At 43.1% G+C, this 25323-nt stretch carries 20 protein-coding genes and 1 pseudogene; 17 read left to right on the forward strand and 4 right to left on the reverse strand.

Annotated features, from left to right (window positions below; genetic code table 11):
- The first annotated feature begins 13 nt into the window (after positions 1 to 13).
- From hisJ to AC6F33_RS01535, 6 genes are all read left to right on the forward strand, one after another.
- Positions 14 to 865, forward strand: a complete 852-nt coding sequence (gene hisJ, locus AC6F33_RS01510; RefSeq protein WP_500777586.1) for a histidinol-phosphatase HisJ — start codon at positions 14 to 16, stop codon at positions 863 to 865.
- Positions 866 to 1780: 915 nt separating this feature from the next.
- A complete protein-coding gene (locus AC6F33_RS01515; protein WP_480948060.1) occupies positions 1781 to 4237 on the forward strand; it encodes a Xaa-Pro dipeptidyl-peptidase in 2457 nt (818 codons plus the stop codon).
- An 83-nt stretch (positions 4238 to 4320) separates the two neighbouring features.
- Positions 4321 to 4914 carry a DJ-1/PfpI family protein gene (locus AC6F33_RS01520; RefSeq protein WP_480948059.1) on the forward strand — a complete coding sequence of 198 codons (594 nt, stop codon included), beginning with the start codon at positions 4321 to 4323 and terminating at the stop codon, positions 4912 to 4914.
- A gap of 342 nt (positions 4915 to 5256) precedes the next feature.
- Positions 5257 to 6825, forward strand: coding sequence for a Vga family ABC-F type ribosomal protection protein (locus AC6F33_RS01525; RefSeq protein WP_500777587.1), 1569 nt, complete (start codon positions 5257 to 5259; stop codon positions 6823 to 6825).
- A 166-nt stretch (positions 6826 to 6991) separates the two neighbouring features.
- The gene (locus AC6F33_RS01530; protein WP_480948057.1) at positions 6992 to 8545 is read left to right on the forward strand and encodes a Vga family ABC-F type ribosomal protection protein; all 1554 of its coding nucleotides are present in this window, start codon (positions 6992 to 6994) and stop codon (positions 8543 to 8545) included.
- A gap of 291 nt (positions 8546 to 8836) precedes the next feature.
- Positions 8837 to 10219 (forward strand): MFS transporter, encoded by a 1383-nt coding sequence (locus AC6F33_RS01535; RefSeq protein ID WP_500777588.1) that lies wholly within the window; start codon positions 8837 to 8839, stop codon positions 10217 to 10219.
- Between the two features lie 79 nt (positions 10220 to 10298).
- Here the strand turns inward: AC6F33_RS01535 and AC6F33_RS01540 are convergent, their stop codons facing one another.
- The 3 genes from AC6F33_RS01540 to istA form a co-directional block, all read right to left on the reverse strand.
- Complete coding sequence (locus AC6F33_RS01540; RefSeq protein WP_500777589.1) at positions 10299 to 12017, reverse strand: AAA family ATPase; 1719 nt, start codon at positions 12015 to 12017, stop codon at positions 10299 to 10301.
- A gap of 530 nt (positions 12018 to 12547) precedes the next feature.
- Complete coding sequence (istB, locus tag AC6F33_RS01545) at positions 12548 to 13315, reverse strand: IS21-like element helper ATPase IstB (protein ID WP_480948056.1); 768 nt, start codon at positions 13313 to 13315, stop codon at positions 12548 to 12550.
- Positions 13312 to 14877, reverse strand: coding sequence for an IS21 family transposase (gene istA, locus AC6F33_RS01550; RefSeq protein WP_255749772.1), 1566 nt, complete (start codon positions 14875 to 14877; stop codon positions 13312 to 13314). The genes istB and istA overlap by 4 nt, the downstream gene beginning before the upstream one ends.
- A gap of 142 nt (positions 14878 to 15019) precedes the next feature.
- Here istA and AC6F33_RS01555 point away from each other — a divergent pair, with 142 nt between their 5' ends.
- Entirely contained in the window at positions 15020 to 15385 is a 366-nt protein-coding gene (locus AC6F33_RS01555) for a hypothetical protein (protein ID WP_480948055.1), read from the forward strand.
- A 114-nt stretch (positions 15386 to 15499) separates the two neighbouring features.
- Here the strand turns inward: AC6F33_RS01555 and AC6F33_RS01560 are convergent.
- A pseudogene (locus AC6F33_RS01560) lies at positions 15500 to 15595 on the reverse strand (DinB/UmuC family translesion DNA polymerase); the annotation flags it as partial.
- A gap of 473 nt (positions 15596 to 16068) precedes the next feature.
- Between AC6F33_RS01560 and AC6F33_RS01565 the strand changes: the two are divergent.
- The 10 genes from AC6F33_RS01565 to AC6F33_RS01610 all read left to right on the forward strand — a co-directional run bounded on the left by AC6F33_RS01565 (position 16069) and on the right by AC6F33_RS01610 (position 25316).
- Positions 16069 to 17907: a hypothetical protein gene (locus AC6F33_RS01565; protein WP_255748206.1), complete on the forward strand. Its 1839-nt coding sequence runs from the start codon at positions 16069 to 16071 to the stop codon at positions 17905 to 17907.
- Positions 17908 to 18774, forward strand: coding sequence for an ABC transporter ATP-binding protein (locus AC6F33_RS01570; protein ID WP_255748207.1), 867 nt, complete (start codon positions 17908 to 17910; stop codon positions 18772 to 18774).
- Positions 18767 to 19408 (forward strand): hypothetical protein, encoded by a 642-nt coding sequence (locus AC6F33_RS01575; RefSeq protein WP_255748208.1) that lies wholly within the window; start codon positions 18767 to 18769, stop codon positions 19406 to 19408. The genes AC6F33_RS01570 and AC6F33_RS01575 overlap by 8 nt, the downstream gene beginning before the upstream one ends.
- A gap of 148 nt (positions 19409 to 19556) precedes the next feature.
- A complete protein-coding gene (locus tag AC6F33_RS01580) occupies positions 19557 to 20720 on the forward strand; it encodes a pyridoxal phosphate-dependent aminotransferase (RefSeq protein WP_255748210.1) in 1164 nt (387 codons plus the stop codon).
- Positions 20721 to 20877: 157 nt separating this feature from the next.
- Complete coding sequence (locus AC6F33_RS01585) at positions 20878 to 21537, forward strand: type 1 glutamine amidotransferase domain-containing protein (protein WP_255748211.1); 660 nt, start codon at positions 20878 to 20880, stop codon at positions 21535 to 21537.
- Positions 21538 to 21599: 62 nt separating this feature from the next.
- Positions 21600 to 22355: a (S)-benzoin forming benzil reductase gene (locus AC6F33_RS01590; protein ID WP_255748212.1), complete on the forward strand. Its 756-nt coding sequence runs from the start codon at positions 21600 to 21602 to the stop codon at positions 22353 to 22355.
- A gap of 20 nt (positions 22356 to 22375) precedes the next feature.
- The gene (locus tag AC6F33_RS01595) at positions 22376 to 23251 is read left to right on the forward strand and encodes a LysR family transcriptional regulator (RefSeq protein WP_370646021.1); all 876 of its coding nucleotides are present in this window, start codon (positions 22376 to 22378) and stop codon (positions 23249 to 23251) included.
- A 147-nt stretch (positions 23252 to 23398) separates the two neighbouring features.
- A complete protein-coding gene (locus tag AC6F33_RS01600; protein ID WP_255748214.1) occupies positions 23399 to 23851 on the forward strand; it encodes a MarR family winged helix-turn-helix transcriptional regulator in 453 nt (150 codons plus the stop codon).
- 67 nt (positions 23852 to 23918) lie between these two features.
- Positions 23919 to 24317, forward strand: coding sequence for a DoxX family protein (locus AC6F33_RS01605; RefSeq protein ID WP_255748215.1), 399 nt, complete (start codon positions 23919 to 23921; stop codon positions 24315 to 24317).
- A 63-nt stretch (positions 24318 to 24380) separates the two neighbouring features.
- Entirely contained in the window at positions 24381 to 25316 is a 936-nt protein-coding gene (locus tag AC6F33_RS01610) for a ring-cleaving dioxygenase (protein ID WP_255748216.1), read from the forward strand.
- Positions 25317 to 25323: the final 7 nt, after the last annotated feature.

The raw sequence follows: 25323 nt of genomic DNA on the forward strand, positions 1-25323 counted from the left end.
GGGAAAGACAGTTATGAAATGGGATGGACATACACATAGTGAATTTTGTCCGCATGGATCCGGTGAAGATACAGAGTTATTCATTCGATCGGCGATAAAACAGGGAATGACGGATTATTCAATTACTGAACATGCGCCGCTTCCACCTGATTTCTTGGCTCGATGCGCCGGTGCTCAACAAGCGATTGATACAGCGGGTATCGCTATAAACGATGTAGAGCCTTATTTAAACAAAATGAACAAATTAAAGCAAAAATATCGTTCACAGCTGAACATTCATATTGGTTTTGAAGTGGATTATCTTAGTGATTACGAAAACTGGACACGCGATTTTTTAAACGAATACGGTTTGTATAGTGATCATAGTATTCTATCCCTGCACTTCCTTCCGGGCAGCGGAGGCTATCGAGCGATAGACTATAGTGCGGAAGACTATCAGCAGGGGATTGTCTCTTTTTATGGAAGCTTTCAATTCGCCCAAGAGGCGTATTTCGGGATGCTGCGTCATTTGGTAAAATCAGACCTCGGCATTTATAAACCAACGCGAATCGGTCATATGACACTTTGCCGAAAGTTCAAAAATTACTTTACAAAAGAGGATACCGGCTTTTCTGCGAAGACAGAACAGTTGATTGATTATTTTTTAAATGAAGTTGTCATTGGCGAGTATGCATTGGATTACAACACGTCCGGTATGTTTAAAGATTGGTGCAGAGAACCCTATCCACCCGATGAAATCGCATCGTTAGCCGTAAAAAAACAGATCCCGTTTGTTTTTGGATCAGACGCACATTTTTCGAAGGATGTCGGGAGAGGCTATGAGCGCTTTGAAAGGTGGACGACACCGGATACTCAGAACTCATGAGAACCGTATTTAATGTGGAATTGAAAAAACATAGATTAAATGTGAAGCCCCGGAAAATGGACCTAATTGTCCAAATGACGGGGCTTTTTACTGCTTGAGACTGCGATCCTTTTGATTAAATAAGCCAGTTAGTCAGCTGGATTGATGGATCTTTCCAAATGCCAATGCACGAATCGGATAGAGATCCAGCCATGCACAAGAACGGCAATCCAATGCATGAAAAATTGGGCTCAATGCATGAAAACAGGTGGCCAATGCACGAAAACTGAGAATCAATGCATGAATCAAAGCTAGAGATCAGGCCATGCACAAGAACGGCAGTCCAATGCATGAAAAATAGGGTTCAATGCACGAAAATAGGTGGCCAATGCACGAAAACTGAGAATCCATGCACGAATCGAAGATAGAGATCAGGCCATGTACAAGAACGGCAGTCCAATGCACGAAAAATAGGGTTCAATGCACGAAAACAGGTGGCCCATGCACGAAAACGGAGAATCCATGCACGAATCAAATATAGAGATCAGGCCATGCACGAGAACGGTAATTCAATGCACGAAAAATAGGGTTCAATGCACGAAAACAGGTGGCCAATGCACGAAAACAGAGAATCCATGCACGAATCAAATATAGAGATCAGGCCATGCACGAGAACGGTAATTCAATGCATGAAAAATAGAGTTCAATGCACGAAAACAGGTGGCCAATGCACGAAAACTGAGAATCCATGCACGAATAAAGGAAAATATGTAATCCAACTGTTCAATGAGGAATTCCATCAACAGTAGAAGTAGGGAAGTATCCACTTTTTTAGCATTTTTCTTAAGTTAATTGATGGACAAATACATAGGAGACCTGAGTGCTGCATCGTTGAGTGATATAATAACTGCAGTTACTTACTGAGGAGTTTTGTCGATGAAAAACAATCAATTTGCACGAATAACTGCCGATCACCAAACAGTGATCGAAGAACTACAACGGATTCATTTTCTGGATGATCAAATCAACCACGCGCAGACGCCTGCCGCAGCCTATTGTTCGCTGCTCAAAAAAGCGTTTGTAAAGGTGCGTGGCGAACATGAATTTGATACGAAACTGCGAAACTATTTAGCAACACCAACTGCCGATCTCAAAGACTATTTGGATGCCGGTGATCCGATTACGGCGGATGTCTTCTATTTAGTCGCGTTGCAGCTATGCGGATTTTTGCCGGAGGAAGATTTTTCGCTTGCTGAACCGCTGGCCGCGATGAAAAAGATACAATTGCCGATGCTTGAAGCCGCGGGCGCGTGGACTAAAGAGCAGGTTCTGGATGCTTGGTATTTATTGCTGACTACCCACACTAAGGATGGACAGACATTTCTCGATCTGTTGACGAATCAAGGCTATTTTGTTCCGTTTTATGACTTGTCCACGCAGCAGAAACCGCTCTTTTTTAATGGCAAATCCCAGGCCGTTTTTGATACAGCCAAGCTGATTCGTGAGGTCGTTTATGTGGAATCTTCCGTTGATTCAGATGGTGACGGCAAGCGCGATCTGCTGAAGGTTCAAATTATACGTCCGGCTGACACAGAAGATGGATTAAAGGTTCCGGCACTTTTCACCGCTAGTCCATATAATCAAGATACAAATGATGAAGCCGGAGAAAAAGCAATGCACAACATTAATGTCCCTTTGACGGAGAAGCAGCCGAATAACCTCAGCTACGAGGATATTGCTTACCATGATGAGAAACTGGAACTGCCTGTCCCGCGTCCGGTCAATGGAGAAACGAAATATGCAACGGAGACGTTCAGCCGTGAATATTCCTATACATTGAATGATTATTTCTTGGCGCGAGGGTTGGCGGCTGTATACTCTGCGGGCATTGGCACGTTAGATTCGGATGGTATTCAAACCTGCGGTGATCCGCAGCAGACCGAAGCCACCATTGATGTGATTGAGTGGCTGAACGGCAAACGGCGCGCGTTTACGAATCGAACAGATAACATAGCAATCACTGCTTGGTGGTGCAACGGTTCTGTGGCAATGACCGGTCGTTCTTATCTGGGGACCTTGGCGACTGCCGCCGCTACAACCGGCGTTGAGGGCCTAAAGACGATTATTTCTGAAGCGGCGATCTCTTCATGGTACGGCTATTACCGCGAAGGCGGGTTAATGATTGCACCGGATGGTTTTCCGGGTGAGGACGCCGATGTTCTGGCAATCGAAACGATGAGCCGCATGAAGGCTGCTGCTGATTATCATCTGCATATCAAAGATTATTTTGACGCACAGATGGAAAAGATGGCAACCGACATGGAACGTGAATCGGGTAACTATAATACGTTCTGGGACGCACGCAACTACCTTAAAAAAGTGAGAAACATTAAATGCGATGTGCTGATGATTCATGGCTTGAATGACTGGAATGTGAAGCCTGGTCAGGTGGAGCAGCTGTGGCAAGCACTGCGTGACGTGCCGGTATCGAAAAAAATCATTCTGCATCAAGGGCAGCACATTTATATTAACGCCTTCCGTTCGATTGATTATACGGACATGATTAATCTTTGGATCAGCCATGAGCTCTATGGTATCCAAAACGGGGCAAAGGAGCTTTTGCCCAACGTAATCGTGCAAGACAATGTAACTCCGGAAACCTGGACCGCTTATCAAGATTGGTCCGAACCGACCGCTGCAAGGAAAACCTATCATTTTGCTGAGGGAAGATTAACTACTGCAACTGCGGGTCACGAAGTGGTGTCTTTCAAAGATAGTCTTCCGAAAGCCATTTTTGATCGTTATGCTGCACACCATGATCAATGGGCACAGGATCTTCTTGCGGATGAACCGAACGCTTTGAGCGAGAATTGTCTATTGTTCAAAACAGATCCGGTGGATGAGGACAAAATCATTGACGGCCGGGTGCATGTTCATGTTCAGGCGGCATCAAACCATTCATTTGGTATGCTTAGCTTTCAACTGGTCGATTACGGAGAAGCAAAACGATTCAACGTTTCGCCAACGCCAAACTCTATGAGAAAAATAGATCTAGGCTATCGCTGGCGTGAGGATCAGCTTCGTGAATTTACTCTGGCCAATTTTCCTACGCCGTTTAAGATGATCTCAAAGGGTCACATCAACTTGCAAAATAGAGAAAATGCCTGGAAGGTTGACGAATTACAGCCGGATCAATTCTATGCTATCGATGTGGAATTACAGCCGACGTTCCACCGATTAACCGCCGGACACCATCTTGGGCTTGTTGTTTACGCCACCGATTTTGGAATGACGGTGCGCGGCAATCAAGATTTGCGTTATTCACTCAAATTAGGTGGTTGTCATTTAGACGTGCCGTTTCGATTAGAAAACTTGGCTTCGCCAAGTCTCTGAAGAAGGCGAAGACTTAGTTGAACTTACACTAAATTCCTCTAAATCTTTATACTTTCTTATTTGTGTAAAAAAGGAGGATCAGCATGGATGTAAATATTTTGCTTTTTCCTGATTTTGAAACGCTGGACGCCTTTGGCCCGGTTGAAGTACTGGGAAGGATCAGCGATTATGCGCTCCATTTTGTATCAATGGACGGCGGATTGGTGGTCAGCAGGCAGCAGATGCAAATCATGACCGAGCCGATTGATCAAGCTGATCCGTCAGGAATCCTTCTGATTCCAGGCGGACAAGGTACGCGGCCGCTTGTTCATGATGAAGAGTTTACAAAAAAGTTAAAGCATGCGGCAGAACAAGCAGCCTTTTGCTTAACAGTATGCACCGGATCAGCTCTCTTGGCACGGACAGGACTGCTTGACGACCGGAAAGCGACCTCTAATAAAATCGCGTTTGATTGGGTAAAAAGTGTAAATTTGGCGGTGCACTGGGTGGAGCGTGCTCGGTGGGTCACTGACGGGAAATACTATACATCCTCCGGCGTCTCAGCGGGAATCGATATGACTCTGGGATTCGTTGCCGATCAATTTGGGACTGAGCAAGCTTCTGATGTTGCTCACGGCATTGAATATGTCTGGAACAACGATAAAACCAGCGATCCATTTTCGAGAAAGAAGCATTGAAAAAGTGAACATCGCTTTTGCCTAGAGGGTTTGCTGTTTGACAATAGCGAGTAAATTGATTACATTGAAAGTAATCGAGTGAACGGAAGGGGTGAACCAACGGCCGATGAAAAACTAATCCTATTTTTTGAAACCGCCAATTGAAGGTAGTGAGAAGCAGGGGAACCGTACTGCCACTATGCCTTCAAACGGAGTTCAGAATAGGATTGGTGATTTGTAGTCGGCTTGAGAAGACCGGGTGTCTTTTTGGTGTTCGCCTATATTTTTACAGCAGCCTCCTATTCTGACAACAGATAGGGGGCTATTTTACGTCCCTGATTATGAAAAAATGGGGATGATTTTATGATCTTGTTAGAAGCTCTAAAAATAAAACACTATGTTAAGGATCGTTTGTTACTCGATATTGATCAACTGCACATTCATCGCAACGATCGAATTGGACTCGTTGGACGAAACGGGTGCGGTAAAACAACACTGCTCAACATCTTAGCAGAGAAAATCGTACCTGAAGAAGGAACAGTTATTCAACACGCATCGTGTGAGCTGCTGCCGCAGTTGAAACGGACGGATACAACAAAAAGCGGCGGTGAAGTCACCCAAGAGTATATCCAAGAAGCGCTGGTACGGGATTCTGAGCTTTTGCTTGCAGATGAACCCACGACCAATTTGGATACGGATCACATTGAATGGCTGGAAAAGAAGCTGAAGGCATGGCAGGGTGCGCTGGTCATCGTTTCGCATGACCGTGCGTTTTTGGACGCGCTTTGTACAACAATATGGGAAATCAATGACAGCAAAATAAGTGTTTATACAGGCAATTACAGTGATTATGAGCAGCAGAAGGAAGCCATGCATGCCGAGCAGCAACACGCTTACGAGAACTATGAAAAAAAGAAGAAGCAGTTGGAAGACGCTTTGAAATTAAAAGAGAAAAAAGCGGAACGGGCGACAAAAAAGCCCAAAAACGTAAGTGGATCAGAAGCTCGAATTACGGGAGCGAAGCCGTACTTCGCCAAAAAACAAAAGAAATTGCAGACAACAGCGAACGCCATTGAAACACGATTGGAAAAACTGGAAAAGGTAGAAAAAGTGAAAGACATTCAGCCGCTTAAAATGAATCTGCCCAACGCAGAAACATTTAAGAATCGGATCATTCTTCGGGCGGAGGATGTATCTGCACAATTTGACAAACATGTGCTTTGGCGTCGGACCAGCTTCTTTATTCGGGGTGGGGATAAATTCGCCATCATCGGTCCCAATGGCAGCGGAAAAACAACGTTAATCAGGAAGATCATCAATCAGAAAACGGGACTAACGCTGTCTCCATCTGTAAAAATCGCCTATTTCAGTCAAAATTTAAATATCCTGGATCAGGATAAATCGATTATTGAAAATGTCCGTGCAACGTCAAAGCAGGAGGAAACACTGATTCGAACGGTGCTTGCGCGGATGCATTTTTTCCAAGACGATGTTTATAAGCCGGTTGGAGTACTGAGCGGCGGAGAACGAGTAAAAGTGGCGCTAACCAAGCTCTTTCTAAGCGATATGAATACGCTGATTTTGGATGAACCGACAAATTATCTTGACATGGAAGCGGCTGCTGCATTGGAATCGCTGCTCAAAGAATTTGAGGGAAGCGTGATCTTTGTCTCCCATGACCGCCGATTTATTGAAAACATTGCCACCCGGATATTGGAAATCCGAAATCAGCAAATTCGCGTGTTTGAAGGAAGCTACCGACAGTTCAAAAATGATAAACCAAAAAAGAATCGAGATTTCGAAAAGGACAAACGCCTCGTACTCGAAACAAAAATAGCAGCAGTACTCAGTCGCTTAAGTATTGAACCATCTGATGAATTGGAGCAGGAGTTTCAAGAGCTGTTGAAAGAGAAAAAAGAATTAGGTCGATAATCCTATTCTGACCAGCAGATAGGGGGGCCATTTTGTACAAATTAGATTGTACAAAAGATTAGCGGAAGCTAGTAAAAGAAAAATCTAAGGATCAGCCTGTGTCAGACACAGGTATTTTCAAAATTTTTCTTATGTCCTTGATTATGAAATAAGTGGGGATGATCTTATGATCCTGTTAGAAGCTCTCAAAATAAAACACTACGTCAAGAATCGTTTGTTACTTGATATCGATCAACTGCAAATCCATCAAAAGGATCGGATTGGGCTTGTTGGACGAAACGGATGCGGAAAAACAACACTGCTGAACATAATCGCAAAGAGAATAGTACCCGAAGAAGGGACGATTATTCAACACGCATCGTGTGAACTGCTGCCGCAGTTGAAGCGGACGAATACAACTAAAAGTGGTGGAGAAGTGACACAAGAGTACATCCAAAAAGCTTTGATGCGGGATCCTGAGTTGTTGCTTGCCGATGAGCCAACAACTAATCTAGACACGGATCATATAGAGTGGCTCGAAAAGAAGCTGAAGGCGTGGCAAGGTGCTCTGGTTATCGTTTCGCATGACCGTGCGTTTTTGGATACGCTTTGTACAACAATATGGGAAATCAATGACGGCAAAATAAACGTATACACAGGGAACTACAGTAATTATTTAGACCAAAAAAAAGCCGCCCGTACCGAACAACAACATGCTTATGAGAGCTACGAGAAAAAGAAACGACAGCTCGAGGAAGCGCTGCGATTAAAGGAGAGAAAGGCTCAAAAGGCAATCAGGAAACCGAAGAATGTCAATCTGTCGGATTCAAATGGAAAAGATTTTGCCATAATACAAAAGAAATTGCAGACGACTGCGAATGCAATGAAAACGCGACTGGAAAAACTAGAAAAGGTAGAAAAACTGAAAGACATTCAGCCGCTTAAGATGAGTTTGCCCAATGCAGAAACGTTTAAGAAGCGAATCATTCTTCGGGCGGAGGGTGTATCTGCAGAATTTGGTAAACGAGTGCTTTGGCGTCGGACCAGCTTCTTTATTCGGGGTGGGGACAAATTAGCGATTATCGGTCCCAATGGCAGTGGGAAGACGACACTGATCAAGAAGATCATCAATCAGGAATATGGGCTAACGTTATCGCCATCTGTGAAGATTGCCTACTTCAGTCAAAATTTAAATATCTTGGATGAGGATAAATCGATTATCGAAAATGTACGTTTTACGTCCTATCAGGATGAAACGCTGATTCGAACGGTGCTCGCACGGATGCATTTTTTCAAAGACGATATCTACAAGACTGTCGGGATGTTAAGCGGCGGAGAGCGAGTAAAAGTGGCGCTAACCAAGCTCTTTCTAAGCGATATGAATACGCTGATTCTGGATGAACCGACAAATTATCTTGACATGGAAGCGGCTGCCGCATTGGAATCGCTGCTCAAAGAATTTGAGGGAAGCGTGATCTTTGTCTCCCATGACCGCCGATTTATTGAAAACATTGCCACCCGGATATTGGAAATCCGAAATCAGCAAATTCGCGTGTTTGAAGGAAGCTACCGACAGTTCAAAAATGACAAGCCAAAAAAGAATCGAGATCTCGAAAAGGACAAACGTCTCGTGCTCGAAACAAAAATAGCAGCGGTGCTTGGTCGTTTAAGTATTGAACCATCTGATGAATTGGAGCGGGAATTTCAAGAGCTGTTGAAGGAAAAAAGGGAATTGGATTAATTATTGAGTACAAATGAATCGTATACAAACAAAGCAGATTATCCCTGTTCGGAGGAATAGTCTGCTTTGTGCTTTCATTATAAATAATCAAAAACGATACCCTTTTGTTATAGAAATGGTTTCGATTAATAATCTAAGGGTATAGAATATTTAATTCGATTCATCATTAAACTTTTCAACTCTTCGTGATCTCCTCCTCCACATGCCATATTTTGCTGCTTATAACTGAAGACACTGAAGAAAATTCAATAATAGAGCGGGACCAAAATCGTAATTGAAGAGGTGCTGGTAATGAGTAAGTTGGAAAAAGAAACAACCGAAATAGCTCAAGATAGAGATCCGGGAAACTTTTCAGGACGCAAGCCTTCTGAGCTTCGCAAGGTAATTATCTCCAGCTGGATTGGAAATACAATTGAGTTTTATGATTTTCTCGTCTATGGGCTTGCTGCGGCTTTGGTATTTAATACGATCTTTTTTCCCAATATCAGTGCTTTGGCGGGAACTTTAGCAGCCTTTGCAACTTTTGGTGTCGGATTTATCGCGCGACCGCTTGGCGGAGCCTTTTTCGGGCATTATGGCGATACTCTAGGAAGGAAAAAGGCGCTTGTGATTACGTTGCTTGGTATGGGCGCGGCTACGATGCTTGTCGGCATTCTGCCAACCTATCAGCAAGTCGGAATCATGGCGCCGATTCTGCTCGTCCTTTTACGTTTCATGCAGGGCTTTGTGGTCGGTGGCGAATGGGGCGGCGCGATGCTTTACGTTGTTGAAAGCGCATCACCGAGCAGACGCGGCTTGGCAGGTGCTCTTCCTCAGACCGGCGGTTTTTCCGGACAGCTGCTGGCAACAGGAATGTTCGCACTTGTGACAATGCTGAATCGGGAACAGCTGCTTTCATGGGGCTGGAGAATTCCTTTTCTCTTTAGTGGCGTGCTTGTAGCTGTGGGCCTTTATATGCGCATACATCTTGAGGAGACACCGGTCTTTGAAAAATTGAAGAAAAAAGAAAAAATCGAAAAAAGCGGTTTGCAGGTTGTACAGAAAAGTCCCGTTTTTCGGGTTGTGAAAAAGGGATGGAAGAAGCTTCTGACCATTATGGTACTGCGCTTTGCGGAAAGCGTTCCCTTTTTTCTTGCCACTGTTTTTGCAGTTTCCTATGCTACCGAGCAGCTCGGTGTAAGCAACGGGATGATGCTGTCTGTTGTCATGCTGACCTGTGTCATTGCATTTCCAGCTCACGCACTGTTCGGGTATATTTCAGATAAGACCGGCCGTCGTCCGGTATATATTTTTGGTGCGCTGTTCGCAGCGGCCTTCGTCTTTCCATTTTTCTATCTCGTCGAAAGTGGCTCCTTTGCCTTGTTGATGCTAGCTTATTTTCTATTTATCAATGTTGGGCACAACTCGATTAATGCGGTTCAGCCGGCCTTTTTTACCGAGATGTTTGGCCCTTCCGTCCGTTACAGTGGGGCATCCATCGGCGCACAATTAGGTGCGATTGTGGCAGGGGGGTTCACTCCGTTTATTGCCAAATGGCTGACTGCTGTTGATGGAGATCAGTGGTACTATCTCGCATTTTACGTTATGATCGTTTCACTGCTGTCCGCTTCCGCTGCCTTTCTGACATCTGAGACAATCAATAAAAATATATATGGTTCAAAAATTCACCGTTGATGTCCTTCATTTGAATGTTGGTAAAAAAAGGCTGCTCATCGTCGTATCATGACGTGTGAGCAGCCTCTGTTTCTTTGCTTTAATCTTCTTTTTTTTCTGCAATAGTTTCAGACGAATTTTTCACGTCAGAGGCAGTTCCTAATGCCTTGATTTCAGGCACTTCTGGACGCTCGTGACCATATAGATTAACATAAAGTGCATCAATTTCTTCTCCGGTGAGATCACCGCGTGTCAATAGTTCTCTGGCAATGGCATGAACAAATTCCGTCTGTTCTTCGATTAATGTTTTTACTTGGTTCATCTGATCTTTTAATAATGTGTTGATTTTAGGACGGAGCTGTTTAAGTGCGTCCGTTAGTGAACCTGTAGAAAGCCAGCTGAACAATTCGTCGCCCATGCCGACTGCGCCAAGATAGGCACCGGCGAGCTCGGTTGCTTGCTGCAGGTCGGAGGTAACGCCGTTTAATTTTTTTCCCAAAAAGAGTTCTTCGGACGCGCGTGATGCGAGGCATACTTGAATTTCCGCCAGCATTTCGCTGTCGCTTTGATTATAACGCTCATGGGTTGGTTTCGTTGCGGCAAGTCCGAGCGCGCTGCCTCGACGGATGATGGTCACTTTCCAAACACGTTCATGAGGCTTCAGTAAATATTGAGCAACCGCATGGCCAGCCTCATGGTAGGCGACGTTACGCTTTTCATCGTCACTCATTGATCGAAGCGGCTGTTTTAAGCCCCATTCATAGGTTTCCATGGCTGCTCTAAAATCCTCATAACTCGCGCCATTTGCTCCGCGCTGATGCGCAATAACGATGGCCTCATTCACAATATGTTTAATTTGTGCCGGACTGTAGCCTATGGTGTCCAATGCCGCTTTTTGCGGAGTCAGCGATTCATCATGGTTAACCTTCACAAGATAATAGTCGAATACATCCACCCGTCCGTCATAGTCAGGGGGATAGACCCAGAGCTTTCGATCAAATCGACCGGGACGAAGTAAAGCGGAATCCAGGACGTCCGGTAAATTGGTTGCACCGATGGTCAATACAGCGCGGCGCTCTGCTTTTTTGTGCCTGAGTCCAAGCGCGCGGAACAGCTTAGCAAACCGTGAATGATCAATATTCGGTGGGTCCATTTGCAGCAGAAGTTCGTTGAGCAAACCCGATCCGCCCATACCGAGCATGCCACCCATACCCCCAGCGGCGCCTCCTGCTTGCCGAGACATGCCGATCGCATCAATTTCATCGATAAAAATAATGCAGGCACCATAGGTTTTTGCTAGCTTTCGAGCCTTTTTATAGAGGCTCATTACTTTAAGATTGCCGACACCGAAGAACATATTTTGAAAGCTTGGTGCCGAAGCATAGGCGAAAGGAACCTGAGCCTCATTTGCGACGACCTGAGCGAGATAAGATTTTCCTGTTCCCGGTGGTCCGCAAAGCAGCATACCACGGATTGCCTGGCCACCCATTTTCTTGAAATCTTTGACACCTCTGAGCAAGGTGACAATGCGTTTAGCATTGTCAACGACCTCAGGATTGCCTCGGTAATCGTCCCAACTCGATCCCGTTTCGCCGGGCATAATCCAATAGGTTCGGCCTCTGGCAAGAAACCAAAAGAGGGCAACAAATTGGATGATCATAAAGAGTACGGCAAAGAACAATTGAAAGATCAGATTAAATGCTGTCATGGCGATATTTTGAGCGACCTGTCCTCCTGTCCAAATCGCTGTAGCAATAATTACGGCGATAATGAAGAAAATCAATACCTTTCGCCACATGAGCCAGCGGTATTTTTTCATCGTGTCACTCCCCAACTTTTTTTGCTCGTCCATTCTCAAAAAATGAGATGATGGCAGAATAATTATTTCTTTTGAAACGATTTATGATCGCACCGATTGGAAGAAAAACCGAAACAGGGCGACATAAAGGACAGAATCAAAGATCAATTTATTATAATAATAATAGCTTAAGGAATGATTAACACAAATTGAAATGAAATACATGACTGCAAATGATAGCCATCCGAAAGCAGAGAAAAGGAACGTTCGCAGGCAACTGTTGGTAAAAAGTGAGGAAAATGAAGAACAAGAAAAATATTTACGAATACTCATCATGTTGCGAGATTGAAAAAAGTTAGGAATACTATGAGATGATGGATTCAGCAAAAAATAACTGTGGAAAAGATAATGATGAGACTAACCCAAGAACGAAATAAATAATCTTTCACAAACTATCCCCTATAATTGCAAAAAAAAGGAGAATACGATGAAAATAATAAGTCGTCATAAAACGGTGTAACCGTCAAGTAGTTTTGAACACTTTTTGCTAATTAATTTTGAACACTTTTCTCTTTGAAAATTGTACTTCGGTGTTTAATTCTATAGCTGTCTTCGTTTAGGTGAATGACTTCTACTCTATGGAGAATTCTGTCTAATATAGCTGTTGTGATCCCCTGATCGCCCATTAATTCTCCCCATTGTTTCGGCCCTTTGTTCGATGTCAGGATGACCGAACTTCGTTCGTATAGATGGTTAATCAGGTGAAAAAACAAGTTGGCTTCTCGCTGATCCATTGCTAGATACATCAGGTCATCAATGATGACAAGGTCCGATTCCCGTAGCCTTTTCAGCTGCGTTTTGGATTTAGATAGGTACTCCTCTGTCTTGAGCAGATGGACGAGCTCCCCCATGGTGATAAAGCTTACCTTGAAGCCTTTGTAGATAGCCTCAAGACCAAGACCAATCGCAATATGGGTTTTACCCACTCCTGGCGGGCAAAGAAGAATCAGGTTATATTGTTGTTCTAGCCAATTCAATTCCCTTAACTGGTTGATCTGCCGACTGCTAATGGATTGTTGTTCGTCTATGCGAAATTCATCCAGTGTCTTTTGATAAGGGAACTTGGCCCACTTCAATCTTCTTTCTACATTTTTTTCTTCTCTCCGCTTTAATTCGAAAGTTAAAAGTTCCTCTAGTAATTCTTGATAGGTCCAAGAAGATTGTTCGGCTTTTCGCAAGAGATGCGGTAGCCCATTGGCTGTCTCCGCCATCCGAAGATGGCGGAAGTGCTCTTGTATCTCTTTGACTGTACTGTTCATTGCCCCATGCCTCCGAGTATCTGGATATAATCGTCCATTTCTCTCACCGTTGCAGCAACTTGGCGTGTTCGTGCGACACGATCATTTTGTGATCCCTGAGTTTGGCACGATGCTTGTACGACTTTTGTTTCTTTTTGGCGAGCCAGATGTTGGGAAACATCTCGAAGATCGTTGGCACTCCAGAGTTGGTCTTTTATACAGATAGTCAAGGCTTGTTCCATTTCCTGACGGAAATGATGAAGGGCATACTGGATGATTTGAAGCTGATCACGGACATATCTCGGATACCGCTTACTCAATTCTTGAATGAATAATGCCGCTTGATCGCCATCATTGAATTGACGGATAATCGTCTCCTTATAGGCTTGAATTCCTTTTGAGCGATCACGAGCATGTTGCCTGTTTTTGATGAGCTCGCCTTTTCCTGTGCTTAGGATGTGCCGAGCAAGGACTTCACCTTGTGATTGCTTTTTGATGATCAATTCACTTTCTTTGAGTTCAATGAAAACTTTATTATCACCATTTCGACGATACGTTCCCAAGGGCACGGAATAACGATTGGATTTATATTTGATGACATTGTCTGGACAGACAGTTCTTGTTATACTGGAACTATAGTCGCTCTCAATGGAGAGCAGCGGAGAGACTGGTTTCAAGTGTTGCTTTTCGAGGGCGTGCACTTCAGCCGGTCTCTTTTTTGTTGTATTGTGTACATTATAATTCCCTGTCCGTTCTAACCAAGCGATGCCTTTTTCATTCCATGTATCGATGTTCGTAAAGACCCTGTTCTTGGCAAAATTATACTTAACATACTTGACAACATTTTCTATTTTCCCTTTACTTTGGGGATCTGCTTTTCGACATAGATGTAAACGAAATTTACGTTGTTCTTTATAAGCCTGAAATTCACCGGTCAGAATAACGTCACCCGCATTTTCACTGACCGTGATTAAGTGATCTTGGTCATAAACCAATTCCTCCGGCATGCCCCCGAAATAAGCAAAGGCATTTTCATGGCATCGAATCGTATCTTTTGTGGTGAAAGGTCTTCCCAGCCATTCCACATATTTATATCGAGAATGAGACAGAACGAATGTGATAAAGTAGAGCTTCACCTCCTTGTTCAGTACGTTTTTAAGCGTTATTTCTCCCCAGTCCACCTGAACCTGATATCCCATTGGAAGTTCATCAACCGCTTCATGACTACGAGCATGTATCTCTTTTGAGATATGGTAGATTTCCCTCAGATCTTTGACGAATAATCGAATGGTGCTCCCTCCAATGGTTAGACCCGGATGTTTTTCCTTCAACCAATCCTCAATTTGGGCGGAAGAAAGGTCGGGATGTTCTTTTAACCAACTTATCATTTGATCCCGATAGGGATCGAGCTTCTTCCTCCTTTGACTAAGAGAATTCGCCCAATCACTGGCTTCCTCAAAAGACATTTTCAAAAACTTATAAACAGTATTTCTTGAAATACCCAGTTTTTTGGCGATTTTCGCCACTTTGAATCCTTGTTCACTCAATTGATGAACCTGTACATACAAGAGTAATTTTTCCACCTTTCGAATCCTCCAGACAAATCATGTTGAAAAACTATCATAACTTATCTGGATTACTATTTAGCGAAAAGTGTTCATTTCTATTTAGCAGAATCTGTTGATTTTAGTTTAGCAGTTACAAACGGCCATTTTTATCTCGCTTATGCTAATTGTTATTATTGGTATAGGTTATTATGCATTTGAACTTGGAGACTCAGAAGATTGGGAGAATAATGTAGTAGATAAAGAAATCAATCAACTACTTGCTTCCAAAAATAAAATGACCATAAATGCAGTTGCTGCAAACAGAAAAACTCGACGTTTTCTCTTAAACTTAAAAAAAGGAGAGAACGCTAAACATACATCTGGATTCCAAGGATTAACACCAGATAATCTACACTATTACGGAACAGAAATAAACAAACAAGATGTTGAACTATATATTCAACCTGGAAAAAAAGAAAACATTATCGATTACATTTTTCCAAAATTCAAGATAAAAAAAGTTAGACTTCTCACTCAACAGTAAACAGCGTCAAATCTTTACTGAGTTTGAGATTAAGGCACTAAAAAAATTACTCAGGGCATACATGCGGGCAAAAATCTGATCCATAGCACGATTAAGTTTATCCTGGATGAGTTGTCAAAAGAGATCCAATTGATACTCCTGGTCTGGCTGCAATCTCGACAATGTGGTACCGATGCTGCGAACAGGCTGGCCCCAAAGTTCATCTAATAGCGATGTTGCGGTGTGCTATATATATCCACGTTTGAACTAGCTGCAAATACGTTACAGGAGTAAAATAATAAAAATGAAAGAGTTATTCACCAAAAATCTACTACGGAAATCTTACTTCTGCCTGTTAATTGAAAAGACATTAATATCCCCCCTCGTATTGTAAACAATCTTATGTTTTTAAATTTTTGAATTAATAGTGTGCTTTTTACACGAACACTATTCAAAATATTTTTCTGCAAATTTCGATAAAGGGAAGCGATTTGATGAAAAGTAGAATAATCAATACGCTAAATATTCTATGGTTACAGTTACTACGTCAACCTTTATTCTTGGTTCTTTTGCTAGGTGGAATGATTTATGAGGGGCTGGGTTTACATCAGATTGTTAACCCAGGAGAATTTATGCCTAGGTCTAGTTTCTTGGTTCAAGGGGGAATACTTGCCTTCCTTTTTATTGGAATCTGGAGTGTGCGAATGGATACCGTTCATCGTGTTGATGATCTCTATCTCAGCATACATCATGCATTTGTTCCCAGGCTATTTGCAAAATGGATCTTTGGGGCGCTCATTTCAATCTTTGTTGGTGTCATTTTATACATAGAATATGCCATTGTTTATTTGGCTGAAGGCTTTTCGTTGAATCATCTATTCTTCAGTGCTTTTCTCTATGTCATGCTTTACTTTTCTTTTACCTTTTATATTAGTTATTTACTCGGCTTTATGCTTGCTTTCCTTACAAAAGATCGCGTGGTCTATCTGTATTCAATAATTATTTGGGGATTGATCGGACCGGCAAATTTTATTTTTCTTGGACGAACACTTCAACGGGCTGCGGAAATTTTAAATCTTGGAGAACCGAATCCAACGATTGGTTATGATGGCCTTTATGGGTTTGCTAATGACAGTGTTTATTGGCAAAAACACCTCTTATGGTTTGTTATTCTTCTTGGAATTTTTTTGCTTACTCTTTCATTGAAGTATCGTGTGTTTACGCGAAGAAAAACAAATGTGCTTGTGATTAGTTTGAGTGTTATTGTATTGATCCTCACAATTTCTTTGAACTTGGATCGACAGGTTTATTCAGCAGGGAATGCACGCACAAAGCCAAGAGAAATGGTGGAACAATACTATTATTTTAAGAAACAAGTAGTTCCGAAACAGTACACTATAAGAGCGACCTCATACACGATCGATCTGCGCGTAAAAAGATTGGTAACTGCACAAGTCAACATGACACTTAAAAATCAAGAGCAGCACTCTTTACGTCATGTGGATCTATCTCTCTATCATGGATTTAAGGTCAAAACAATCCGGGTCAATGGAAAATCAGCTTCTTTTTCACAGAAGAAGGATCTTCTTCATCTTACGTTGAAAAATAAATGGATACCAGGCCGCAATCTTAAGGTTGATCTCAACTATCAAGGGCTAAGTTCACCGCTCTTTTATGCGAATGGACAATCCGTTTATCTGCCCTATTATTTTAATTGGCTTCCATCCACACAATTAAGTCCTTCGTTTACGCTCGATAACGGGAATTTAACGCGAATGAATCATCAAAACAGGCAAAAGATCTCTTATGTGCTGCACTACAGGGGCAGAACACCGCTTTATACGAATATTCCAGAACGAACCCATAATGAGTGGTCAGGAAACACGCACGGTCTCACACTTGTGTCCGGTGAAGTGCAGAGCGAAAACAAGAATGGAGAACGCTACGTTCATACAACAAACTTAAAAAATCCTCAAATGAATGACATGCAGAAACAAACCGAAACATTTATTAAAACGGCAAAAAAGGATTTAGATCTAGGACATCGAGCAGTTCCAAAAACGATTTTTAGAATACCGATCCTTTCCATCTCGGACTTATCTTCCGAAGAGTTTGCTTGGTATACCGATGACACCTTGATTGTTAGCGATGCTTCCGAGTATTTGCTTAAAGAAGGATTGGATTCTTATGTGAACTGGCTGGTGCCTGCAGTCACTTGGAAATATGATGGTATCCACGTGAGTGACCTAGATTATGTACGAGCATTCGACATGACCTATGCCTATCTGTATAATCAGTCCGCACATAGTCGCAATGATTCAGAAGTATTGGATTGGTATCAAGGCGTAAAGAGTACAGGGGAAAAGCAGGAAGTTCTTGAATGGTTGTCTCATTGGATGAAGGGACAAGTCGCGAAAAACATAGATACCAGCGTGGCTAAGAAAAAAGACTTTTGTCGCTCTTGGTATCGGTTAATGAAATCCGGTGACACATCGTGGGACTCTTTAAATCAGTTGCTCAAGAAAGAAATGGGGAGATCTTAAATGGCTACATTAAAAATCAACAGTATCGCTAAAACCTTCGGTAAAAAATGCGCACTTAATGATGTAACACTAAGTATTACTGGAACATTTGGACTTTTAGGACCTAACGGGGCTGGGAAGACAACGTTGATGCGCTTGATCGCTACATTGGATACTCCGGACAGCGGAGAAATAAAGTTAAATGACTTATCTTGGAAGCAGCCTCACCAGGTTCGAAATTTATTGGGCTATTTGCCGCAACATTTCTCCATTTATAAGTCGCTAAACGTTTATGAAGTCATGAATCACTTTGCTGTCTTAAAAGGAATCAGTGAGAAAGACGAACGCAAGAGGGAAATCAATTATATTCTGGAAGCCGTTAATCTGCAGGATCAAAAAAACATAAAGATTCACGCGCTTTCCGGGGGCATGCTTCGTCGTCTGGGTATTGCACAGGCCATTCTCGGTGATCCAAAATTAGTGATCGTTGATGAGCCCACAGCTGGCCTGGATGTACAGGAGCGTGTCCGGTTTTGTAAGCTTCTGCGACGGCTAGCAGAAAATCGAATTATTATCCTATCCACGCATATTGTCGAAGATCTGGAAGCCACTTGTGATCATATTGCCATTATTAATGAGGGGAAAGTGATTACATCAGGGACAAGGCGTGAACTGACAAAACATGCTGACGGACATATTTGGGAAATGGACAGCCCGATAGATGCGGATCCGCCTATTCCTGAGCAGGCAATCATTTCAACAGTGCAGCAGGGGGATCATTACCGTATTCGTTTTTACCATGATACGGAACTGCCGGGTGCCGGACAGGTGGAACCTAATTTGGAAGATGCCTATCTTTATTACATGAAGGAGGCTGATCATGTTTAAACGAATGGATTGGCCGTTTGAAATAAAGGCGATGGGTTACAATTTCTATGTTCCTTTTTGTCCGTTTCTTGTGTTTCTCGCTACGTACTTTTTTGGTGATCAGACGCTTCCGGACACGTTGCTGCACCAAATGGAATTTATTGTTGCTCCTTTTTCTGCATGGTGGATCTCATTTTTATTTTATGGGTATTTTGAGGAAGGAGGGAGTACGTTCTTGTTCAGTTATCCGCTAAGGACCATAGAGCATGGATTTTTCAGGGTACTGCTCTTTTTCCTAGCTTATGTTGTACTGATTTTCGTTTGCAGCTTATTATTGGCAGTGAGGCTTTACCACGTACCATTCATTGCCTTGTTCTTTCAATTTGTATCTGAGGCTTTGGTCTACACGTCACTAAGTTTTATGATCATTATTTTGTTTAAGCTGATTTGGGTCCCCTTGCTTTTTATAGGCTCCTACGTTTCAACAGAATATTTGACAGGAGGGCAAATCATTCCCTATTATCATGTGATGCTGTTTCAACCTGCTGCATCCATTCAAGCCAGTGTTTCTCCGCAAACATTAATAAATCTAGGTATCTCACTCATTTTTTTCTTAACTGGTCATTACTATTTGAAATATAAATTACATGCTTAATTTTCATGGAAGCAGCTGGCATTTAAATTTCCTTTTTTGGAATCTAGAAAACATCTTTACCAAAAAGCATTCTTCTGTGTTATTTTAACTTTATGGAAAAAATTTCGGAAGCTATTCTTTCAACATCATAGAACAGGAGGTTGCAGCTTTGAAGTATTCAAATAAAGTGGCGGCGATTCAGTCTTCGCCCATTCGAGAGATGATGGTGCGAGCAGCACAGATCGACGACGTGATCTCTTTTGCCGTTGGTGAGCCGGATTTCATTTCGGCACCAAATATTATTGAGGCGGCTAAGCGATCCCTTGATGAAGGGGAGACAAAATACGCACCCGGTGCGGGCATGACCAGACTCAGAGAGGTCTATGTGAACTATTTAGAGAAGACGATCGGCGTTTCCTATAATATAGAAAATTGTCTTGTCACTACAGGCGGTATGGGCGCCCTTTTCCTCGGTCTGACCACGCTCTTGAACCCTGGCGATGAGGTTATCTTCAGCTCACCATATTGGACCAATTATGGCCAACAAGTCGTCCTTTGCGGAGGCACTCCTGTTTGTGTTGATGTGACAGAAGAAAATGAGTTTAACATGTCGGCCGATCAACTGCGCAAGGTTATCACACCAAAATCCAAGGTCATTCTTTTAAACGCTCCAAGCAATCCGACCGGCAGTGTGATGGATAAGAAATCGCTCGGTGAGATCGCAGAAATTGCTAAGAAGCATGACCTTTTTGTCATCAGTGATGAGGTGTACCGTCACATCCTGTTCGATCATCAAGAATACACGAGTATTGCTTCTTTCCCTGGCATGGAGGAACGGACCTTAATCGTGGACAGCTGCTCGAAAACGCATGCCATGACCGGATTTCGTGTTGGTTTTGCCACGGGTCCGATTGATCTTATCTGTGAAATGACCAAAATTACCGAAGATGTCTGGAGTTGCGTCAATTCTTCCGCTCAGTATGCCGCAATCGAGGCACTGACCAATGGTGCAAAGTATCGGGAAATGATGGTGAAGGAATACGAAAAACGTCGTAATTATATCTATAAACGCATAAATGCGATCAATAGAATTTCCTGCATCAAGCCGATGGGAGCTTTCTACATTTTTGCGAACATAAAAGAGACAGGTCTTTCAGCCAAAGAATTCTGCGACCGTTTGCTGGATGAGCAGCATGTTGCCGTGGTGCCTGGAGACAACTTCGGCAGTAACGCTTCCGGATACGTCCGCATCTCCTATGCCACATCCATGGAGAAAATCAAGGAAGGCATGGATCGGATTGAGAAATTTATTAAGAGTTCACAAGTTATTTGAAAGAAAAATAGTAGGTCATCACTCGAAGCATTAGGGTGATTTTTTTGCCTATGTATAAATATATTTATCGATAGACTATAAAAACATAATTTGTTTTATCAGTTTGACGCGATTAGACTAACAGGGTACTAGATAATCCATTTAGGAGGTCATGATTGTGTCCAAAAGTATTTTGATGGTTGTCACGAATCATACGGAACTTACAGAAGGCAAAACCACGGGTATTTGGTTATCCGAGTTTGCTGAAGCATATAGTGAATTCATAAAGAAAGGGTATAAGGTTACGGTTGCAAGCCCTCTTGGCGGAAAAAGCACCGTTGATCCCGGAAGTATCGATGAGAGCACACCGCAAGAGATCCTGGATACGGAAAAGTACCTGCAAGATACTGTGAAACTCGATGATGTGTCTTATGAGCGTTTCGATGCCATTTTCTTACCGGGCGGACATGGAGCAATGTTCGATCTTCCTGGGAACAAAAAGTTGCAGGAATTGCTGCGCGATTTCTATGAAGCAGACAAGATTGTAGCTGCTGTTTGCCACGGACCGGCAGGATTGACCGGAGCAACGCTGTCCAACGGCGAGCCGCTTGTCGCCGGCAAGCGTGTGAATGCATTTACGGACAAAGAAGAGGCACAGACGGGACTAGAACCGGTACTGCCTTTCTTGTTGGAAAGTAAGATTCGTGATCTAGGCGCTATTTTCGTTGCCGCGCCAAACTGGTCGACGCATTACGAAGTGGACGGTAACCTGATCACCGGCCAAAATCCTCAGTCTACTTTAGCTGTAGCTAACGCAGTGATCGAAAAACTAGGTTAATCAACGAAAAGCTGGTATCTTATAGGGTATCAGCTTTTCTTTTAGGAAATGAGGCGGACACTATGGAAATGGCACTTGTTACAGGCGTATCAAAAGGGCTTGGGTTTGAGGTCAGCAAAGCCTTAGCGGAGCAGGGTAAAGAGGTTATCGGGTTGTCCCGGAGCATCAATGAACAGGTGCGAAATCTTATCGCAAAGAGCGACGGGAGATTTTCACATGAATGTATCGATCTTAGTCATGTGGAAGAGATTGAGCCCTTTATTAAGAAAATATGCCGGCAAATCGCTGCGCGAAAGCCTCAAAAAGTGTATGTGGTGAATAATGCGAGCACGGTGGAGCCCATTGAGCGCGTCGGCTTTCTAGACAATAGCGCGATTCAGCGAGCAGTCCATTTAAATCTGTTGGCCCCGATGCTTATAAATAATACATTGTTGAACGAATTAAAGAATGAAGCGATTGAGGTGGTAATTGTCAACGTAACCTCCGGCGCGGCCGAGCGACCGATTCATGGATGGAGTGTCTATGGGGCAACGAAAGCAGCGGTTAATATGCACACAAAAGTAGCCGGTCTTGAGCAGGAACAAACAGAAGCTTCTCATAAAATGATCGCATTCAGCCCCGGCATTATGGACACAGACATGCAGGGCCGAATAAGAGATTCTGAAAAAGAAGCATTCACGGACATTGATCAATTTAAACGGTTTAAGACAAGTGGCGCCTTGCGCAATCCCGTCGAGGTAGCACATGCACTAGTTCATTTGATATTAGATGAGCAATTAGTGAACGGAACCGTTTATTACGTTGATGAACTTATCTGAAAAGGAGATTTTGTCATTTGGTGGATTTTGAATGGTATCGAAGCTTTGTTTCGATTTATAAGTATCATTCGGTGTCTGAAGCTGCCAACAAACGAATCATGACACAACCGGCGATGAGTCAGCACTTAGCTGCTTTAGAGGCTGAGGTTGGAGAGCCTTTGTTCATAAGAATGCCAAGGAAAATGGTGCCGACTGAGCGAGGCAAGGCATTATATTCACAGCTCGCGCCTCTTGTCGAGTCATTGGAGAAAGCCACATTGAGCTTCAAAGCAACCTCGTTGCCTACACGTTCTATGGTGAGAATTGGATCGGCGATTGACTATTTTCAGGAAAACATTCTCCAACAGCTTCAAGCCTATCAAACAGACACCGTCTCCTATTTTGGAACGGCTGATCAATTATTGGATTTATTAAAAGAAGACAAAGTGGATCTCATCATTACGTCGCAAAAAGCGCAAGTGCCGGGCATTGAATTCAGCAAACTATGTGAAGAGAAATTTGTCCTTACTGCACCAATACGAATAGGAATACCCGTTAATAATGATTTAAAGGCGACGGAAAAATGGCTGCTGTCACAAGATTGGATCAGCTATGGTCTGGACTTGCCGATCATCAGAAGGTTTTGGCGGGTACACTTTAAGAAGCGCCCGGTGATGAAACCGAAGCATATCATTCCTAATCTGCACTTAATGTTAAAGGCTATTGAAAATGGCGATGGGATCAGTTTAATCCCAACCTATATACTCAATCATTCTATGGATGAAACAAAAGCCAAGGTAATCTTTGAATCGCTAAGCGTTAAAAATGTTATCTATATCGCCTGCAAAAGCAAAAATAAGCATCTGCCTGTATTGAATCGTATCGTGAAGATTATTCAGGAGCAATCCGCGAACTGATCCGATCATTTTACGGATATTACTTGTGGGTACAATAAAGACCGTTTCATCGCGGTCTTTATTTTTTTAGGATCTGCTCATCTTGACATAGGCAGTCGATCATTATACAATTATCTCGAATTCGAGATAATTGAGAGGAGCGTGCTTATGAGCAGTTCGCCAAATACCGGGGATCAGGATCTATCACTCAAATTATTTGTTGTTCTTTCAAGGGCGATGCAAACCATTGCGAAACGTGATGAGGATAATATTAAAAAGTATGGACTCAATCCTACAGAATTTGCAGTGCTTGAACTGCTTGATCATAAAGGGGCACAGCCGATACAAAAAATTGGTGAGCGCATTTTACTTGCAAGCAGCAGTATTACCTACGTCGTAGATAAACTAGAAAAGAAGAACTTCATTAAGCGCAAGCCATGTCCGGAAGATCGCCGTGTCACGTTTGCGGAGATTACGCCACAAGGAAAAGAATTTATGGATGATCTTTTTCCCAAGCATAAGAAAGCCATTCATGAACTATTCAGCGGCGTCACTGATGAGGAAAAACATCAGTTGATTGATCACTTAAAGAAATTAGGCAGGTATGCGGAAAAGCACTGACATTTTTCTGCCTAATATCTCGAATTAAGAATATATGAATTAGTAGTATAAAAAAGGGAGATTATTTATGTTTAGTGTCGGTTTGTTCGTGATTCGTTTGGTTATTGGTATTTTGTTTATCGGTCATGGTGCTCAAAAATTATTTGGCTGGTTCGGCGGTCATGGATTAAAAGGAACAGCGGGCTGGATGGATTCGATCGGAATGAAACCAGGTGTCGTTATGGCTATTCTTGCAGGCGGATCAGAGCTCGTCGGCGGACTTTTCTTTGCTCTGGGATTTCTGACTCCCTTAGCAGGGATCATGATTGCAGGTACGATGGTTGTTGCCATTGTTAAGGTGCACGGTTCCAATGGCTTGTGGGCAACACAAAATGGTTTTGAGTATAATTTGGTCTTGCTTGCTGTCACGATTGGTATAGCAATCGCTGGTCCTGGATACTATGCGGTCGATGCATTCTTATTCTAAAATTTCGGAGAAACGTTGTTCGATTGAGAATAAAAAGGTAAAAAAGAAAGGGTGAAATGATTCATGAAAAAAACAGCAGGTATTCATCACATCACGGCCATCGTTGGCAATCCTCAGCAAAATGTTGATTTTTACGCGAGCATTCTTGGGTTGCGCTTAGTGAAAAAAACCGTTAATTTCGATGATCCGGGAACCTACCACCTCTATTTTGGTGATGAAGACGGCAGCCCGGGCACGGCGATTACCTTTTTCCCATGGGATGAAGGGCATCGCGGAAAAGTCGGTGATGGTCAGGTCGGGCTTACATCATTTGTTATTCCTAAGGGGGCAATGGCATTCTGGGAAAGTCGTCTGGCTCAGTTCAAGGTTGTTTTTTCCAAAGCGGTGCGCTTTGGCGAGCAGAGTCTGCAGTTTCATGATCCGGATGGAATCGCGCTGGAATTGGTTGAACGGGAAGAAGGGAAGACCAGTACCTGGCAATTCGCCGGCGTCACAGCCGATACAGCAATCAAGGGATTCGGCGGGGCCGTGTTGCGCTCCATTCAGCCGCAGCAAACCACTAGGCTGCTTGAAAAAGTGATGGGTTTTGCGCGTATCGGTGAAGAAGACGGCTATATTCGTTTTCAAAGTGAGGCAGATCTTGGCAATGTGATTGATGTGGTTAAGACGCCTTCTGAGCGCGGACGCATGGGCGTTGGAACGGTTCATCATATTGCCTTCCGGGTCGAGGATGATTCGGATCAGCTTGAATGGAAGCAATATCTTGAAGCAAATGGGCTCGGCGTGACCCCTGTCCAGGACCGTAATTATTTCTATTCAATCTATTTTCGGGAATTTGGCGGTATTCTTTTTGAAATGGCTACCGATGTTCCGGGCTTTGCCATCGATGAGCCTAAAGAAAAATTAGGTGAAAACCTGATGCTGCCGCCGCAATATGAAGAATTGCGGCCGCAACTGGAGAAAATTTTACTGCCGATCACCGTTCGAACACGCGACTGACGGCCAA

The sequence above is a fragment of the Sporolactobacillus sp. BBK16-2 genome (assembly GCF_059878335.1).

Excerpts from the sequence above, each read along its gene's own strand:
- AC6F33_RS01530 (WP_480948057.1), top strand. The coding sequence starts at position 6,992 with ATGATCCTGTTAGAAGCTCTCAAAATAAAACACTACGTCAAGAATCGT.
- AC6F33_RS01575 (WP_255748208.1), top strand. The coding sequence starts at position 18,767 with ATGTTTAAACGAATGGATTGGCCGTTTGAAATAAAGGCGATGGGTTAC.
- AC6F33_RS01555 (WP_480948055.1), top strand. The coding sequence starts at position 15,020 with ATGCTAATTGTTATTATTGGTATAGGTTATTATGCATTTGAACTTGGA.
- AC6F33_RS01590 (WP_255748212.1), top strand. The coding sequence starts at position 21,600 with ATGGAAATGGCACTTGTTACAGGCGTATCAAAAGGGCTTGGGTTTGAG.
- AC6F33_RS01600 (WP_255748214.1), top strand. The coding sequence starts at position 23,399 with ATGAGCAGTTCGCCAAATACCGGGGATCAGGATCTATCACTCAAATTA.
- AC6F33_RS01605 (WP_255748215.1), top strand. The coding sequence starts at position 23,919 with ATGTTTAGTGTCGGTTTGTTCGTGATTCGTTTGGTTATTGGTATTTTG.
- AC6F33_RS01610 (WP_255748216.1), top strand. The coding sequence starts at position 24,381 with ATGAAAAAAACAGCAGGTATTCATCACATCACGGCCATCGTTGGCAAT.
- AC6F33_RS01525 (WP_500777587.1), top strand. The coding sequence starts at position 5,257 with ATGATCTTGTTAGAAGCTCTAAAAATAAAACACTATGTTAAGGATCGT.
- AC6F33_RS01565 (WP_255748206.1), top strand. The coding sequence starts at position 16,069 with ATGGATACCGTTCATCGTGTTGATGATCTCTATCTCAGCATACATCAT.
- AC6F33_RS01520 (WP_480948059.1), top strand. The coding sequence starts at position 4,321 with ATGGATGTAAATATTTTGCTTTTTCCTGATTTTGAAACGCTGGACGCC.
- AC6F33_RS01570 (WP_255748207.1), top strand. The coding sequence starts at position 17,908 with ATGGCTACATTAAAAATCAACAGTATCGCTAAAACCTTCGGTAAAAAA.
- AC6F33_RS01535 (WP_500777588.1), top strand. The coding sequence starts at position 8,837 with ATGAGTAAGTTGGAAAAAGAAACAACCGAAATAGCTCAAGATAGAGAT.
- hisJ (WP_500777586.1), top strand. The coding sequence starts at position 14 with ATGAAATGGGATGGACATACACATAGTGAATTTTGTCCGCATGGATCC.
- istB (WP_480948056.1), bottom strand. The coding sequence starts at position 13,315 with ATGAACAGTACAGTCAAAGAGATACAAGAGCACTTCCGCCATCTTCGG.
- AC6F33_RS01540 (WP_500777589.1), bottom strand. The coding sequence starts at position 12,017 with ATGAAAAAATACCGCTGGCTCATGTGGCGAAAGGTATTGATTTTCTTC.
- AC6F33_RS01515 (WP_480948060.1), top strand. The coding sequence starts at position 1,781 with ATGAAAAACAATCAATTTGCACGAATAACTGCCGATCACCAAACAGTG.